The organism is Pedococcus ginsenosidimutans (assembly GCF_039544395.1).
Classification (GTDB): domain Bacteria; phylum Actinomycetota; class Actinomycetes; order Actinomycetales; family Dermatophilaceae; genus Pedococcus; species Pedococcus ginsenosidimutans.
This window is the reverse complement of the sequence record NZ_BAABLO010000011.1, coordinates 354696-370764: the sequence shown is the minus strand read 5'-3', so window position 1 is coordinate 370764 and position 16069 is coordinate 354696. Positions and strand designations below refer to the sequence as shown.

Genomic DNA, 16069 nt, shown 5'->3' with positions numbered 1-16069 from the left:
ACCAGATGGGAGCAGACATGTCTGCCGCAACCACCGAAGGATTCGACCTCACGATCGACGGCGCCGCCGCCGGCACGCCCCGCGCGCCGCAGCGCACCAAGAGCGTCAACAGCCGCCTGTCGGTCGTGACCACCGAGCGTCGTCACAGCCCCAAGCCCTCCGGCAAGCCGGACCCCGCCGCACACCTCACCGCCGAGGACATCGAGGCCCTCGGCCTCGAGCTCGACGCCCTGCGCCAGGAGGTCCTGGAGTCGCGTGGCACGCGCGACGCGGAGTACATCCGCAAGGTCCTCAAGTGGCAGCGCGGCCTCGAGATGAGCAGCCGCGCCGTGCTCCTCTTCTCGCTCTTCCCCCCGGCCTGGCTCGTGGGCACCGCCGGCCTGTCCGTGGCCAAGATCCTCGAGAACATGGAGCTCGGCCACAACATCATGCACGGGCAGTGGGACTGGATGCGCGACCCGCGGATCCACAGCCAGGAGTGGGAGTGGGACAACGCGTCCCCGTCGGAGTTCTGGAAGCACTCGCACAACCAGCTCCACCACACCTTCACCAACGTCATCGGCCGTGACAACGACCTCGGCTACGGCATCATGCGCGTCGACGAGGACCAGAAGTGGACCCCGGCGTTCCTCGGCCAGCCCGTCTACAACTTCCTCAACATGCTGTTCTTCGAGTACGGCATCGCCGCCTACGACCTCGAGCTCGGCGCCTACGTCAAGGGCCGCGGCAAGCCCAAGGAGGTGTTCCGCAAGGACGCCAACAAGGTGCTCAAGAAGATCGGGCGCCAGGTCCGTCGCGACTACCTGATCCACCCCCTGCTGTCGGGCCCGTCGTTCTTCCACACCATGGGCGCCAACTTCGTCGCCAACACGGTCCGCAACGTGTGGACCCACTCGGTCATCATGTGCGGCCACTTCCCCGAGGGTGTCGAGACCTTCGCCAAGTCCTCCATCGAGGGCGAGACCCGAGGCGAGTGGTACCTGCGCCAGATGGTCGGCTCGGCCAACATCAGCGGCAGCCCCGCGATGCACCTCATGACCGGCAACCTGTCGCACCAGATCGAGCACCACCTGTTCCCCGACCTCCCGAGCAACCGCTACAAGGAGATCGCCCCGCGCATCCAGGAGATCTGCGAGCGCTACGGCCTCAGCTACACCACCGGACCGCTGCCCAAGCAGGTCGCCTCCGCGTGGAAGCAGGTCGTGATCCTGTCCCTGCCCAACCCGCAGCCCGGTCGCTCCCGGGTGTCGATCGCGGCCGAGGCCGTGGGCAAGCGCGTGCGTCGCAAGCTGCGTCGCAGCGCCCCCCGCACTGCCTGAGTGCTCCCGCCCACGCGGCGCGCACCGTGCAGGTGAGGCGACCCACCTCCCGTGAGGGGGAGGTGGGCCGCCTCGCCCGTATGGCGCGCGCCTTCGCGCGTGGGGCGCCCGGTCAGGTCCGGCGGGCGGTCACGAGCAGGTACTCCCAGTCGAGCACCGTGTGCCCGTCTCCCCTGTCGAACCGCTGCGCGAGCTCGACGAGGTCCCGGTCGAGCGCGGCCACCTTGGCCGGGTCGTCCGCGATCGCCCGGTAGACGGCGATGGTCGGCCCGTAGGTCCGCTTGAAGAAGTCGCGGAACTCCTCCGGCGTTGGGAACACGTCGACGACGAGGTCCTGCTGGACGGCGGTGAGCCCCTCGACCCGGTCGCCGAACAGGCCGCGCACGTGGTCCACGTGGCCCCACAGCGGTGGCGGCGAGGCGCCGGGGGGCGGCGGCGGCGCATACGGCTTCATGGTGGCGAAGAGCTGGCCGATGAACCCTTCCGGCGTCCAGCTGAGCAGACCGATCGTGCCGCCCGGCCGGGTGACCCGGAGGATCTCGTCGGCCACCAGCTGGTGGTGCGGCGCGAACATGACCCCGACGCACGAGACCACGGCGTCGAACTCGCCGTCCCCGAACGGCTGTGCCTCGGCGTCGGCGGTCTGCCAGGTGATGTCGAGGCCGGCAGCCTCGGCGTCGGCCTTCCCCTCGGCGAGCAGCTCGGGCGTGAGGTCGCTGGCGACGACGGTCGCACCGGTGCGAGCCGCGGGCAGGGCGACGTTGCCGGTCCCTGCGGCGACGTCGTGGACCCGCTGGCCCGGCCCGATACAGGCCGCCTGCACCAGGATCGGGCCCAGCGGGGCGATGACCTCGCGGGCGACCGCGTGGTAGTCACCCAGCGCCCACATGGCAGCGTGCTTCGCCTTGAGGGCGTGGTCCTCGGCGGTGTCGGTGATGCGGGTCGTACCGGTCGTGCCCGGTGTCGTGCTGGTCGTGCTCATGGTGGTCTCCCCGTGCTCGGTCCTGTGCTCTTCCCCCTGCACCCACGACGGTAGGAGCGCGGGGGAGTGGGGCGCATCGGCGGATGCACGTAGCCGTCCGCCGGATCTGAGGGGTGGTGGCCACGGCGGTGACGGGGTGCGCGTAGGGCTAGGTGTGATGTCCAGCCAGGTTGTCCAACCGGGTGATGGGTGCGACCTTCCCGATCGCTGAGTGGGGCCGGTGGTGGTTGTACTGGTGCACCCATGGTGACAGCGCGGCGAGGCGGTCGTTCTCGGATGGGTAGAACGTCTTGAACGCCCAGCCCTCGATCAGGGTGCGGTGAAAGCGTTCGATCTTGCCGTTGGTCTGGGGCCGGTAGGGGCGGGTGCGCTTAGGAGTGATGCCGAGCTCGGTACAGGTCTGGGCCCACAGGTAGGACCGATAGGCGCCGCCGTTGTCGGACAACACCCGCCGCACGGTCACGCCACGCTCGGCGAACCAGGCGACCGCGTTGCGCAGCACCAGCGCGGCGGTCTGGCTGGTCTCGTCCTGGTGGGCTTCGACGTAGGCCACCCGGGAGTGGTCATCGATCACCGTGTGCAGGTAGCAGGTCCCGATCAGCGGCTGACGGTACTTGCTCTTGGGGTTCCCGGTCCGCAGCGAGGTCGCAGCCCGGTTCCGTTCGCCCTGCTCACGGCCGACGTAGCGCCACCCACCTCCGTCGGGGACCTTGCCGAGCTTCTTGACGTCCACGTGCAGCAGGTCCCCGGGGCGGTCATGCTCGTACCGGCGGATCCGCTCCCCGCTGACCCGGTCCAGGTAGGTGAGCCGGTTCAACCGACACCGCACCAACACGGCATGGACGGTCGAGGACGGCAGGCCCATCAGGTCCCCGATCGCGACCGGTCCCAAACGGTGACGACGCCGCAGGCTCACGATCCGACGGACCACCGGTGGCGGCGTGCGGTGCACTTGGCGGTGCGGGGCGCTGGAGCGGTCCACCATCCCTTCCGGACCCTCGAGCCGGTTACCGCTGGGCCCACTTGTGCGCGGTCTTCCACGACACCTCGAACCGTTCCGCGGCCCGGGCGACTGGCCAGCCGTCGTCGATGACCAGACGACCCAACCGCAACCGGGCACGCGGGGTCAGAACGGCGTTGGCATGGGTAGCGTGAGACACGAAGACCTCCCGATGGTGGAGCGGAACCCTCAAGCAGCTCCACTCCACACCGGGAGGTCTTCACCTGTCACCAATCAGAGCGTGTTGTCGCACTGGCTCGACCAACGTGACTGGACATCACAGCTAGGCGCGCGTCAGCAGGCGCGCGACCGCGGCGGTGCGGGCGGACTTGCCGTGCAGGTCGAGCTTCGCGTACGCGTTGCTGAGGTGGCGCTCGACGGTGCGGGTGCTCAGGTGCAGGGCAGCGGCGATCTCGTCGTTGTCCTGGCCCCTGGCCGCGTGGTGCAGGATCTCGAGCTCGCGCGGCGAGAGCGCGTCGAGGTCCGTGGGCCGGTCTGCGGGCCCGCTGGTGGACTGGTCGGCTTGCTGGACCGTGCGCGGTGCCACCGGCTCCTGCAGGAACGCCCGGAGCTCCGCACGGAACACGTCCCAGGCGGGTTCGGTGTCGAGCACGATGTGGTTGTTGCTCTCGAGGGCGACCAGGCGGGCGCCCCCGATGCCCGCGGCGAGTCCCCGGGCCTCCTCGAAGCTGTTCATCCGGTCACCCCGCGAGTGCAGGACCAAGGTCGGCACGTCGAGCTCGGCGAGCAGGGCCGAGGCGTCGGCGGCCAGGCGCTCACGGCGTGAGGCTCGAGCGGTGTCGGCATCCGTGGCCACCCGCTGCAGCTCGTCGAGCCACACGTGCTGCTCCTCGGTGGCCTCGGGGATCATCAGCGAGGTGAAGACGCGGCGGAACGCCGAGTCGGGTCGGGCCCAGCCGACCTTGATGAGCCGGTCGAGGGTGTCGTTCATCTCCGCCTCGCCGGGGTCCTTGTCGGGCTGGCCGGAGTAACTCCCGTAGAAGACCAGCCGCGAGACGCGCTCGGGGTGCCGGTGGGTGTAGGTGATGGCGACTGGGCCGCCCTGCGCCATCGCCAGCAGGTCGAACGTGTCGAGGCCTGCGTCGTCGACGACCGCCTCGAGGTCACCGAGGCGCGCACCGAGGCCGTGGTCGGTGACACCGCGGTCGGACAGTCCGTGGCCGCGCTCGTCGAACCTGATGACGGTGTGCCCGCGGCTCCACTCGTCGAGGTAGTGCCGCCAGACCGGCGACTGCCAGTCGTACTGCAGGTGGCTCAGCCAGCAGGAGTCGACGACCAGCGGCGGTCCCGACCCGTGCACGGCATACGCGATCCGCACGCCGTCCGGCGCGCGGCAGAACCTGATCTCCTGCCGCGGCACCGGCGGCTGGCTCGCCATGGCACCGATGGTACGACCGGGGCCGCGCGGCCGGCCCGGCTGTTCTCAGCCGAGGCCGTCGAGCCACTCCCGGATCGACTCGTCGTGCTGGCCGAGCAGCGGTGGTGCCTCGTGGACCTCGCGACCACCGGCGTACGCGTTGTCGTCGAAGCGGATCGGTGGACCGGGCACCTCGATCCGGCCGAGCAGCGGGTGGTCGACGTCGATGACCAGGCCCTGCGACCGGGTCTGGTCCCAGTCGTAGACCCGGTCGAGCGTCCGCACCTCGCCGGCGGGGACGCCCAGCTCGTCGAGGCGGGCCAGCAGCTCTGCCCGTCCGTACGGGGCGAAGGCCTCGTCGAGCAGCCGGATGACGTCGTCACGCCTCGCGACGCGCTCGCGGTTGGTGGCGAGGCCCGGGGTCGCGGGGTCGATCCCGAAGGCCGTCGCGAGCCGTGCCCACAGTGCCTCGCTGCCGCAGGCGATCTGGACCATGCCGTCGGCGCAGGTGAACAGGCCGTACGGGCAGATCGAGGGGTGGTGGTTGCCCTGACCGTGGCCCACCTCGTGGGCGACGGTGTAGCGGGTGCCTTGGAAGGCGTGCACGCCCACGATCGCGGCGAGCAGGGACGTGCGCACGACTCGACCCACCCCGGTGGTCGCGCGCTCGTGCAGCGCCGCGACGACGCCGTACGCGCCGTACATGCCGGCGAGCAGGTCGCCGATGGGCACGCCGACGCGCATGGGCGTCTGCGCGTCGGGTCCCGTGAGGGACATCAGCCCGCCCTCGCCCTGGGCGATCTGGTCGTACCCGGCGCGACCGCCCTGGGGCCCGTCGTGACCGAAGCCGCTGATGGACAGCACGACGAGCCGGGGGTTGAGCTCGTGGAGGTGCTCGACGGTGAACCCGAGCCGGTCGAGCACGCCGGGCCGGAAGTTCTCGATGAGGACGTCACCGTGGCGCACCAGCCGCGTGAGCACGTCGCGCCCGTCGTCGGACTTGAGGTCGAGGGTGATCGACTCCTTGTTGCGGTTGCACGACAGGAAGTAGGTGGACACCGGGTCGTCCTCCGGCCCGACGAAGGGCGGCCCCCACCCGCGCGACTCGTCGCCAGTGCCTGGCGTCTCGACCTTGATGACGCGAGCGCCCATGTCTCCCAACATCATTCCCGCGTGGGGGCCGGCGAGCGCGCGCGACAGGTCGACGACGGTGATGTCGCCCAGCGGTGCGGTCACGAGTCCTCCTCAGAGCCAGTCGACGTCGGCGCTCGGGCGCCCGTCGGCCAGCCGAGCGTAACCGGGGCCGCGGTCGAAGAACGGCTCCTGCTCGGGCCTGTCCGCGCGGAGCTCGTCGCGCAACCGGTCCGACGCCTCCACGTCGATGGTCGGCGCGTCCTTGGTGCCCGTGGCCACCACGCCGTAGTCGCGGCGCGCGCCCTCGAACGACACCTTGCCCCAGCGCAGGTCGCGCTCGACGGCGTCGTAGGGGCGGTCCAGCGGGTCGCCCCAGCCACCGCCACCCGTGGTGCGGATGCGGATCACCTGCCCGGCCCTCACCGGCTCGGCGTCTGCGAGGGCGTCGACCTCACGCTCGTCCGGGCCACCGAGGTCGACGGTGACGCTGAACGGCATACCGGCCCTGCCCCCCTTGACCCCCCAACAGGCGAGGATCGAGCGGTCGGCGATGGACATGAAGTGGGCGTCGCGCAGCATGCGGATGTGCTTCTCGTAGCCGAGGCCGCCGCGGTGCAGGCCCGCGCCGCCCGAGTCCACCGCCAGGCCGAGCCGCTCGACGAGGAAGGGGAAGCGGCTCTCGGTGAACTCGGTCGGCAGGTTCCTCGAGTCGGGGACGACGTGGATGGTGTCCTCGCCGTCGGCGTAGTAGCGCCCACCTGACCCCCCTCCGAGCACCTCGCGCATGAGGTAGTCGTTGCCGTCGCGGTCCTTGCCGTAGACGCCGGTGTAGCGGATCGTCTCCTGGTCGGCCGGCATCCGGCCGTCGACCGCCTTGGCCACCACGCCGGCCAGCACGCCGAGCAGCCGCAGGATGACGAACGTCCGTGCGTTGGTGGGAGCCGGGAAGACCGGCGTGAGCAGCGTGCCCTTGTCGGGGAAGCGCATCTCGATCAGCGGCACCACCCCCTCGTTGACGTCGAGCTCGGCCATCCGCTCCGGGCTGTCCGCGAGGTTGCGCAGGATCGGGGCCAGCCACTTCTTGAGGAAGTTGCCGCCGACGTAGTCGCCGCAGTGGTTGATCGGCCCCTTGGCCTGGGGCGCGGTGCCGGTGAAGTCGATGATCAGCCGCGGACCGGCGGGACGACCGTTCTCGGGGTCGGCCGGGGCGTCGCTCACCTTGGTGAGCGTGATCCGCTGCGTGTGCAGCCGCGGGTCGTCGACCCCGTCGTGCTCGGCGTAGTCCTCCCAGACGTAGGTGCCGTCGGGGATCTGGGAGAGGATCTCGCGGCGGTAGGTCTCGGTCGTCTGGTCGAGGATGGTGTCGAACGCCGCCTCGATGTCGGCGCGGCCGTACCGGGCGAAGAGCTCCCCGAGCCGCCGAGCCCCCATCAGGCAGGCCGAGCACTCGGCGTCGAGGTCGGCGGCGAGGGAGTCGGGCATGCGCGAGTTGCGGGTCATGATCCGCAGGGCCGCCTTGTTGGGAACTCCCTTGTCCCACAGCTTGATCGGCGGGACGGCGAGGCCCTCCTCGTGGACACTCGTGGCGTTGCTCGGCATCGAGCCGGGCACGGCCCCGCCGATGTCGTCGTGGTGGCCGAACGCCTGCACGAACGCCACGACCTCTCCCTCGTGGAACACCGGCACCGTCACGCAGAGGTCGGGGAGGTGCCCGATACCGCCCTCGGACTCGTACACGTCGTTGTGGAAGTAGACGTCGCCCTCGGCCATCTCGGCGAGGGGGAAGTCGCGCGCGACCGGGTGCACCAGCGCGGAGTACGAGCGCCCGGTGAGCTTGCGCAGCTGCCGGTCGTGGATGCCCGCCCGGAAGTCGTGGGCGTCGCGGATCATGGGGGAGCGGCTGGTGCGGGCGATCGACGTCTCCACCTCCATCTCGACGCTCGCGAGGGTGCCCTGCACGATCTCGACGAGGATGGGGTCGACCGTCGTGCCCGCCTGGGTGAGCCTCCCACCGTGCTCGTACGCCGTGGGCATGCCGGCGGTGTTCATCGGTCGCCTCCGGTGGTGGTGCGGGTGATCACGAGGTTGCCGAGCGCATCGACACGGACGCCGAACCCGGGGTGCACCGGCACGGTCGACCCGAACTCCTCGACGATCGCGGGCCCCTCGAAGGTGTCGCCGGCTCGCAGGTCCGGGCGCCAGTGGACGGGGGTGTCGACGAAGCCGTCGTCGGGGTCGAAGCAGACCGGTCGCCTCACGCGTGTCTTTGAGCGATCCGACGGGTCCTGGCCCGCCGGATCGCTCAAAGACCCGGGGGTGGGGAGGGTGCCGGGGTCGCGGGTCGGGAGCTCGCGCAGCTGGGGCCGCGTGATGGGACCGACCCCGGTGACCCGCAGGTTCACCCACTCGACCTGCTGGGTGGGGTCGCCGCGGAAGTCGTAGCCGTAGAGTGCGCGGTGCTCCGCGTGGAACGCGTCGGCGACCGACGCGGCGTACGCGGCGTCGACCGGCCCGTCCGGGGCTGGCACCCGGACCTCGAACGCCTGGCCGAAGTAGCGCAGGTCCACGGTGCGGAGGTAACGGTGGTCGCCTCGCGGAAAGCCTTCTGTGTCAAGGGCTCTCGCAGCCCGGTCCGTGAGCGCGTCGAACACCTCCTGGACGGCGGCGTGGTCGAGCGCGTCGTGGCGGGCGACGGCCGTCTGCACGTAGTCGTTCCTCACGTCGACGGTGAGCAGGCCGAACGCCGAGAGGTTGCCCGGGTTCTGGGGCACGACGACCCCGGCGAGGTCGAGGACGTCGACGAGTCGGCAGGCGAGCAGCGAGCCGGACCCGCCGAACGTGGCCAGCATGAAGTCCCTGACGTCCAGCCCCCGTTTCACCGACACCTGGCGCAGGGCGTTGGCCTGGTTCCACGCGGAGATCTCGAGGATGCCGGTGGCGCAGCGGACCGGGTCGAGGTCGAGCCGGGCGGCGAGCTCGTCGATGCCGCGTCGGGCCGCGGCGACGTCGAGCGGGATCTCGCCGCCGAGAAGGTGCGGGGGTATCCGGCCGAGGACGACGTGCGCGTCGGTGATCGTCGGCTCGGTGCCGCCCTTGCCGTAGCAGAGCGGGCCGGGGTCTGCGCCGGCGGAGCGCGGCCCGACCTTGAGGGTGCCCTCGGGGGTGACCCAGGCGACGGAGCCACCGCCCGCCCCGACCGTCACCACGTCGATCATGGGGATCTTGCTGGGGTAGGCGCCGACCGTCCCCTCGGTCGTGAGGGTCGGTTCGCCGTCGAGCACGACGCTGACGTCGGTCGAGGTGCCCCCTCCGTCGCAGGTGAGCACCTTGGGGTACCCGGCGCGGTGGGCGACGAGCCCGGCCCCCAGCGCCCCCGCGGCCGGCCCGGACAGGACGGTGGTGACCGGCTGCTTGACCACCTCGTCGGCCGAGAGCACACCGCCGTTGGACTTCATGATCGAGAACGCCACCCCGGGGGCGAGCCCGTCCAGGCGGTCGTGGATGTTGGCGACGTACCGGGCGACCCTCGGCTTCACCGCTGCGTCCACGAGGGTGGTCATCGAGCGTTCGTACTCGCGGTACTCGCGCAGCACCTCGCTGGAGATGGAGACGACGGCCTCGGGGTGCTCTCGGCGCAGGACCGCGCGGACGGCCCGCTCGTGGCTGTCGTCGGCGTAGGAGTGCAGCAGGCACACCCCGACGGCCTTGATGCCCCGCTCGCGGAACCACCGGGCCGCGGCCACGGCGGACTCCTCGTCGAACGGGCGGATCTCCCTGCCCTGGAAGTCCAGGCGTCCCCCGACGGTGCGCACGAGGTCGGCAGGCACGATGCGTGGTGGCTTCACCCAGAAGTAGGAGTTGCCGTAGCCGTCGGGGACGGCCTGGCGCGCGATCTCGAGGATGAACTCGTAGCCCTCGGTCGTGATGAAGCCGAGCGACTCCACCTTGCCCTCGAGGAGCTGGTTGGTCGCGACCGTCGTGCCGTGGCAGACCGCCGTGATGTCGCGGCCGGTGGCCCCCATGAGGCCGAGGACCTTGTGGACGCCGTCGATGAACCCGTCGGCCGGGTCGCTCGGCGTCGACGGCGTCTTGGTCGTGACGAGCTCACCGGAGTCCTCGTCGAGGGCCACCACGTCGGTGAACGTGCCGCCGGTGTCGATGCCGATCCGGATCCGGCGTTGCGGCTGAGTCGTCACGGGACGATTCAACCGACCCCTCGTCGCCGTTTCGTTGGCACAACCTGCCAACGGGGCGGCGGGTCGTGGTCAGTCGACGTCGTCCCCGGCGGGGAGCTCCTTGAGCCAGATGCGGTCGCCCTCGGTGGCCATCGTCGTGTACGAGCCGCGCCCCACCGGGATGCGCCACTGCTCGCCCTCGGTGCCCTCGATGGCCGCCACGGCGAGGCGGATCATCACCGCGTGCGTGACCACCGCCACCTTCTCGCCGGGGTGCCGCGAACCGATCAGGGCCAGGGCCTCCAGCATCCGCTTCTGGGCGTCGCGCAGGCGCTCACCGTTGGGGCAGACGGCCTTCGACGGTGACGTCTTGTAGAGGTGGAAGGCCTCGGGGTCGTACATCTGGGCCTCCTGCGAGGTCAGTCCCTCCCAGGCCCCGTAGTCCACGTTGATGAGGCCGTGCATGATCCGGATGTCGGGGATCCTGGCCTCGTCGGCGATGATCTGCGCCGTCGAGATCGTGCGCCGCAGCCCGCCCGCGTAGACCGCGCTCAGGCCCATGGGCGACAGCTGCCGGGCCGCGTCCACCGCGTCCTGGTAGCCCTGGGCGTCGAGCGGGACGTCGCAGCGCCCGCGGTACCGGTTCTCGACATTCATGGTGGTCGTGCCGTGGCGCACCACGTACAGGGAGCTGGCCCGGGTCGACGGCTCCTCGGCGTCCGTCCCCGAGCGCGAGATGGTGGTGTTCTGGGTCATGGTGGGTCCTCACTCACTGGGCGTGGCTGTGGAGCAGCGGGTATCCGTACCTGGTCAGGGGGCGGGCGATGACGCCCTCGAGCAGGGCGGCCTGCTCGTCCCCGAGGTCGCGCTTCCAGGCGAGTCCCCGGCTCGCCTGGAACGTGTGGAGCCTGAAGCCGGCCTCGAACTCGGCCGACCACTCCAGGCCGAGGAAGTCGAGGACCTGGCCGAGCGTCTCCCGGGGGGTGTCCATCAGGTCCTCGAGGCGGACGTCGAGCCACTGGTCATCGGGGACGAGCCGGCGGGCCTCGTCCATCGCGTCGAGCAGCAGGCGCCAGCCCAGCCCGGCGAGGACGACGAACGAGCGACCCGAGGCCTCCCACTCCTCGCGGTCGCCGGGGGACAGCGGGCCCAGGTACCAGCTGTCGGGGCCGCGGTAGCCGTCCCACCAGCCCATCTGGAGCCAGGAGTTGCAGACTGCCCGGCCGTCCCTGACCACGTGGACGAACCGCGCGTCGGGGTAGGCGCTGCGCAGCAGCCCGGAGCGCGGCCAGCCGGTGAGGTGGTGGACGAAGTGCGGCTTGCCCTGGGCCTGCATGCGGCTGTCGAAGAAGTCGGTGATGCGCCCGGTGAGCCAGGGAGTGGCGTCCCTGGCGGTCAGGTCGCGGCACGGCTGCGGGAAGATGTTGGAGACCTGCCGGTCGAGCACGACCCAGCCCTCGGAGGGGGCGACGCGCAGGCGGCCGCGCTCGAGGGGGCGGCGGCGGTCGCGGAAGGGACGCAGGGACGGGTCGCGCTCCGCCGAGCGGGCGAACAGCGCGTTGTTCCACTGCCCCTTGAGGTTGAGCCGGGCGAGCTTGTCGTCGACGTTGGACACGAAGCCGACGTCGGGGTGGCGTGCGACCAGCTCGGTGACCAGCGTGGAGCCGCACCGACCACTGCCGAGTACGAACGACAGCATGTGCACCCCCTACGACAGCACCGGGCGTCCGGGAGGAGCCCGGCGTCCTGATGTCGCAACGCTTCCACCGCGGTCCGACGCAAGAACCCCCCGCATTGACGAGCCCGTGCCTACCGCGCCGGTGGTGGGTGGGCTACGTATTTTGTGGCTGGGCGCCCCGGGACCTGCACGGTTCACTCTCCCCACACCAAGACAAAGGGGGGTGATCCCGTGCTGGGACCGACCATGTTCTCCACGGCGGTGCTGCTGGCCACGACGCTGGCGGCCGGACCTGCCGCGGTGGCCGGTGCTGCGACGACGCAGACTCTGGCGGCCGCGTGGGAGATGAACGACGCCGCCGGCTCCACGAAGGTCGTGGACTCGGGTCCTCACCACCTCACGGGCACCCTCAAGGGTGGCGTCAAGACCACCGGCAGCACCCTGGCGTTCACCGGCAGCGGCGTGGTGACGGCGACGGGGAGCAGCGCCCTGGCCCTGGGCGCCCAGCCGTTCACGATGGAGGCCCGCCTGCGCTTCAGCAAGGTGCCTAGCGCCACGGTCGGCGACTACGACATCCTGCGGGGCACCCCGGGCGGCGGCTGGCGGATCGAGGTCGTGGCGCGCAAGCAGCGCTCCATCGCGGTCGCGGCGTGCGGGTACGGCGGGTCGAAGGCGTCGCTGGTGCTCAGCGGGGGACCGCACCTCGCCGACGGTGCGTGGCACGTCGCGCGGTGCGTGAAGACGGACACGTCGGTCACCCTTCTCGTCGACGGCGTGGAGGTCGCCAAGCGCACCATCGCCATCGGCAGTGTGACGACGAAGGACCCGTTGGCGATGGGGGCGAAGCCCACCGGGGCGGACCCGTACACTGGTGAGCTCGACTACGCCCGCGTCTGGGTGGGCTGAGCAAGGGGCCGGGGCAGAGACCGTGTACGCGACTCTGGCCCCGGCGGAGCATTTCGACTCGCCGGGACGCCTGGCCGTCATCGCCCTCGTCGTCCTGGTGCTCGCGGCGGTGCAGTCGGTCTTCGGCGTCGGGCTGCTCGTCTTCGGCACCCCGACCCTGCTGCTGATGGGCCTGCCGTTCCCGGTCGTGCTGGGCTGCCTCCTGCCGTGCTCCATCGTCGTGAGCACCGCGCAGGTGGCCACGAGCGGCGGCCTAACCCTGGAGCCGATCCGCCGGACCTTCCTGCGCCTCACCGCCCCCGCCGTCGTGGCCGGGACCGTGGTCGCGCTCGCGCTCGGTGCCAAGCTCGACCTGCGCCTGCTCGTCGGGTCCATGCTCCTGCTCACCGCTGCCCTGCGCGTCTCGGAGGGGGTGCGGGCGCGGATCAGCGCCGTCGTGACGCGCAGGCTGGGGGTGTTCGCCCTGGCGCTGGGGGTGCTGCACGGGCTCACCAACCTCGGTGGCGGCGTCCTGACGGTCATCGTCGCGTCGGCCTACCGCGACAAGGCGGACGTCCGCCGGCACATCGCCTTCTGCTACGGACTCATGGCGGTCCTGCAGCTGGCCGTGGTGGAGCTCACGACCCCGCCGGGTATCCCGCTGTACCTCTACCTCGCCCTGCCGGCCGTGGCGCTCGCGTCGTACTGGCTGGTGGGGCGGCTGCTCTTCCGGATGGCCGGCCAGACCGCCTACCAGGGGCTCTTGACGGTGCTGATCGGCGGGTTCGGGGCCGTGCTGGTCGCCACGGCCTGACACCCTGGCGGGCCAACGGTCGAAGTTGACCGCGCGCCTCGTCAGGCGTCGGCGCCGAAGCGACCTCGGTGCTCGACGGGGATCAAGGGCTTGTCGGCGCGAGCCTTGATCTGCTGTACCGCCCAGGTGTTGCCGTCGGGGTCCTCGAAGCCGAAGAAGGTCCCGCCGTCGCGCTCGTCGAAGACGGTGACGTCGCTGCACGGGACGCCCCGGTCGACCAGCTCGGCACGGGCGGCGGCCGCGTCGGCGACGACGAGCTGCAGGCCGCGCATGGAGCCCGGCGCCATCTCCTGCTGTGAGGGGAGGGTGCCGACCACGATGGAGCAGCCGGAGCCCGGCGGAGTGAGCTGGGCGACGTCCATGTACTCGTTGGTCGTGCGGTGGTCGAGGTGGAACCCCACCTTGTCGCGGTAGAACGCCACCGCCGCGTCGAGGTCGCGCACAGGCAGGATGACGACTTCCAGGGTCCAGTCCATGGCCGGAGTCTGCCGCGTCCGGTGCGCATCGCGCCAGAGCGCGTGAATCATGTTCTGCTGCAAACAGATTCGTGTGGACAGCCCTTCCGTTGTAGTTCGAACACCTGTACGATTGAGTATGTCGACCAGCCCCCTTGCGCAGTCCCGGCACCGCCGGCAGCAGGAGCTGTGGGCGCGCACCGCCGCCGTGGCGGGGCGGTTGAACCGGGCGCAGGCGGAGCTGGTCGACATCGCTGCCGAGCTCATCGAGGACCGGCACTGGGGTGATGGCGGGTTCAAGACCCCGGAGCACTACCTGGTCGTGCGGGCGGGGCTGTCGCCGGCGCACGCCGGCGACGTGGTGCGGGTCGCCCGCCGTAGGTCCGAGCTGGTCGAGGCGTCGGCAGCGCTGGGCGCCGGTGAGCTGTCGCTGGACCAGGTCGCGGTCATCGCCCGCGCCGTCCCGGCCGGGTACCAGGCCTCGGTCACCGCCCTGGCCCGGGAGGCCACGGTGCCGCAGCTGCGCCGCGCGGTGGCCCGGCACGCCTTCCCCGCCCCGCCGGCTCCCGACCCGGCCGACAGCCCCGCTGAGGACGATGCCGCCACCGATGGCGAGCCGCAGTTGGTCCCGGCTGACACCAGGTCGCTTTCAGAGCAGCGGGCCTGTGTGAAGCCGGAGCTGTCGATGAGCTACGACGCCGACGGCCGGTTCCAGCTGCGCTACTCCGCCCCGGCGACCATCGGCGCCTTGGTCGAACAGGCGGTGAAGGAAGCCAAGGACGCCTTGTTCACCCGCCGCCGCGACACCGACCAGCCCGTGGTCGAGGACCGGCATGCTGGGCTGCCCACGTACGCCGATGCGTTGGAGGAGATGGCCAACCGGTCCCTCGCGTCGGTGACGTCGACCAGCCGGGCGTCGCACTACCGGGTGTACCTGCACCTGGACACCGACGGTGCCTGGGCCACCGGTGGTCACGCGATCCCACTGCGGCTGCTCGGCCGGTTCCTCAGCGACGGCACGGTGCAGCCCGTCTGGGAGACCGAGGGCACCCCGGTCTCCGTGGGGCGGGCGATGCGGATCCTGCCCGACCGCACCCGACGCCTCATCCACGACCGCGACCGCGGGTGCCGGTTCCCCGGCTGCACCACCACCGCGTTCACCGAGGTCCACCACCTCGAGGCGTGGTCTGACGGTGGCCGCACCGACGTGGACAACCAGATCCTGCTCTGCCCCACCCACCACGACGGCATCGACCGCGGCGACCACACCATCACCGGCGACCCCACCCGCCCTGGCGGGCTGATCGTCACCAACCGGTACGGCCTGACCATCCGCCCACCCCAACCGGCCGAGACCGCCCCACCACCGGACGGCGACCCCGAACCACCCATAGGCACGTACCGCCCACCCGCCGGCGGACCCCTCCGATGGATCGACCTCGAGCTCCCACCCGACACCGACCTCGGCCGACGACACCTCACCGCCGTGCCACCACCTGAGACCGCACCCGACGCGGCACCCGAACCTGAAGGCGCGCCCGAGTTCGTGTCCTGGCTCGACGACCTCACCAACCCCGACCGCGGCCTCATCCGCGTCCTCTGAACCGCGCACCCGTGAGGTGCCCGCGTGGGAACCTGAGCTCGTGCCCCGGCGTCCCAGGGGAGTCGTGCGGAGGGAGGCGGTATGGCGCGCAGGCGGGTGGTCGCGAGCGTCGGCACGGCACTGGTGGTGGCCGTTGCACTCGGCGCGCTCGGGTCGTTCGCCGGGTTCCCGCCCGGGTCGCGCGTCAGGATCGAGCTGTTCGAGCTCCCCGGTCCGCAGGGCCAGGTGGTCGGACCCCCGCGCGACGGCATCCTGGTCGACCAGCTGGTCGAGGCCGACCCCAGCCACTGGGGCGGGTCGTTCGTCGACGGCGATGCGCTCGTGGCGACCTTCGTGGATGTGGATGAGGCGACGGCCCGGAGGGCGCTGACGGAGGCGGGGGTGTCCTCGGCCGTCCGGCTGGAGGCGCGCAGGGTCAGCCGGGCCGAGGCCGACGCCGTCCGCGACAGCATCGAGGGCACGGGGGTGATGGGGAGCAGCGTCACCGGTCTGGGCTTCGACCCCTACCGCTCCGTCGTGGAGGTCGAGGCGCGTCGACCCGACCTCGGGCTGGTCGAGCGCCTCGAGGAGGCCACTGCCGGGAGCGACGTCCCGGTCCGCATCCACTGGCGCCCCGACGCACCACGAGCGGTCTGAGAAGACGCGT

The 16069-nt window shown here is 71.3% G+C and carries 13 protein-coding genes and 1 pseudogene; 5 read left to right on the top strand and 9 right to left on the bottom strand.

The window, feature by feature from the left end; translation table 11 throughout:
* Positions 1 to 17 precede the first annotated feature (17 nt).
* Positions 18 to 1319 (top strand): fatty acid desaturase family protein, encoded by a 1302-nt coding sequence (locus tag ABEA42_RS12690; protein WP_345503792.1) that lies wholly within the window; start codon positions 18 to 20, stop codon positions 1317 to 1319.
* Between the two features lie 112 nt (positions 1320 to 1431).
* Here the strand turns inward: ABEA42_RS12690 and ABEA42_RS12685 are convergent, their stop codons facing one another.
* The 8 genes and pseudogenes from ABEA42_RS12685 to ABEA42_RS12650 form a co-directional block, all read right to left on the bottom strand.
* Positions 1432 to 2301, bottom strand: a complete 870-nt coding sequence (locus ABEA42_RS12685) for a class I SAM-dependent methyltransferase (RefSeq protein WP_345503791.1) — start codon at positions 2299 to 2301, stop codon at positions 1432 to 1434.
* Between the two features lie 148 nt (positions 2302 to 2449).
* Positions 2450 to 3461 (bottom strand): annotated as a pseudogene (locus ABEA42_RS12680) (IS481 family transposase).
* A 123-nt stretch (positions 3462 to 3584) separates the two neighbouring features.
* Positions 3585 to 4700 carry an alpha/beta fold hydrolase gene (locus ABEA42_RS12675; RefSeq protein ID WP_345503790.1) on the bottom strand — a complete coding sequence of 372 codons (1116 nt, stop codon included), beginning with the start codon at positions 4698 to 4700 and terminating at the stop codon, positions 3585 to 3587.
* A gap of 45 nt (positions 4701 to 4745) precedes the next feature.
* Positions 4746 to 5915 (bottom strand): CaiB/BaiF CoA transferase family protein, encoded by a 1170-nt coding sequence (locus tag ABEA42_RS12670; RefSeq protein ID WP_345503788.1) that lies wholly within the window; start codon positions 5913 to 5915, stop codon positions 4746 to 4748.
* A 9-nt stretch (positions 5916 to 5924) separates the two neighbouring features.
* Positions 5925 to 7862, bottom strand: coding sequence for a hydantoinase B/oxoprolinase family protein (locus ABEA42_RS12665; protein ID WP_345503786.1), 1938 nt, complete (start codon positions 7860 to 7862; stop codon positions 5925 to 5927).
* Complete coding sequence (locus tag ABEA42_RS12660; RefSeq protein ID WP_345503785.1) at positions 7859 to 10009, bottom strand: hydantoinase/oxoprolinase family protein; 2151 nt, start codon at positions 10007 to 10009, stop codon at positions 7859 to 7861. Before ABEA42_RS12660 ends, ABEA42_RS12665 begins: the two co-directional genes overlap by 4 nt.
* A 69-nt stretch (positions 10010 to 10078) precedes the next feature.
* Complete coding sequence (locus ABEA42_RS12655; protein ID WP_345503783.1) at positions 10079 to 10744, bottom strand: histidine phosphatase family protein; 666 nt, start codon at positions 10742 to 10744, stop codon at positions 10079 to 10081.
* A gap of 13 nt (positions 10745 to 10757) precedes the next feature.
* Positions 10758 to 11687 (bottom strand): sulfotransferase family protein, encoded by a 930-nt coding sequence (locus tag ABEA42_RS12650; RefSeq protein WP_345503781.1) that lies wholly within the window; start codon positions 11685 to 11687, stop codon positions 10758 to 10760.
* Between the two features lie 210 nt (positions 11688 to 11897).
* Here ABEA42_RS12650 and ABEA42_RS12645 point away from each other — a divergent pair, with 210 nt between their 5' ends.
* Positions 11898 to 12572 (top strand): LamG-like jellyroll fold domain-containing protein, encoded by a 675-nt coding sequence (locus ABEA42_RS12645; protein WP_345503780.1) that lies wholly within the window; start codon positions 11898 to 11900, stop codon positions 12570 to 12572.
* 22 nt (positions 12573 to 12594) lie between these two features.
* Positions 12595 to 13365, top strand: a complete 771-nt coding sequence (locus ABEA42_RS12640; RefSeq protein ID WP_345503778.1) for a hypothetical protein — start codon at positions 12595 to 12597, stop codon at positions 13363 to 13365.
* A 41-nt stretch (positions 13366 to 13406) separates the two neighbouring features.
* On the opposite strand, the gene ABEA42_RS12635 is transcribed toward ABEA42_RS12640, so the two are convergent.
* Positions 13407 to 13841, bottom strand: a complete 435-nt coding sequence (locus ABEA42_RS12635) for a VOC family protein (protein WP_345503776.1) — start codon at positions 13839 to 13841, stop codon at positions 13407 to 13409.
* Positions 13842 to 13959: 118 nt separating this feature from the next.
* Between ABEA42_RS12635 and ABEA42_RS12630 the strand changes: the two genes are divergently transcribed.
* The gene (locus ABEA42_RS12630; protein ID WP_345503774.1) at positions 13960 to 15423 is read left to right on the top strand and encodes an HNH endonuclease signature motif containing protein; all 1464 of its coding nucleotides are present in this window, start codon (positions 13960 to 13962) and stop codon (positions 15421 to 15423) included.
* An 81-nt stretch (positions 15424 to 15504) separates the two neighbouring features.
* Positions 15505 to 16059, top strand: a complete 555-nt coding sequence (locus tag ABEA42_RS12625) for a hypothetical protein (RefSeq protein WP_345503772.1) — start codon at positions 15505 to 15507, stop codon at positions 16057 to 16059.
* The last annotated feature ends 10 nt before the right edge of the window (positions 16060 to 16069 follow it).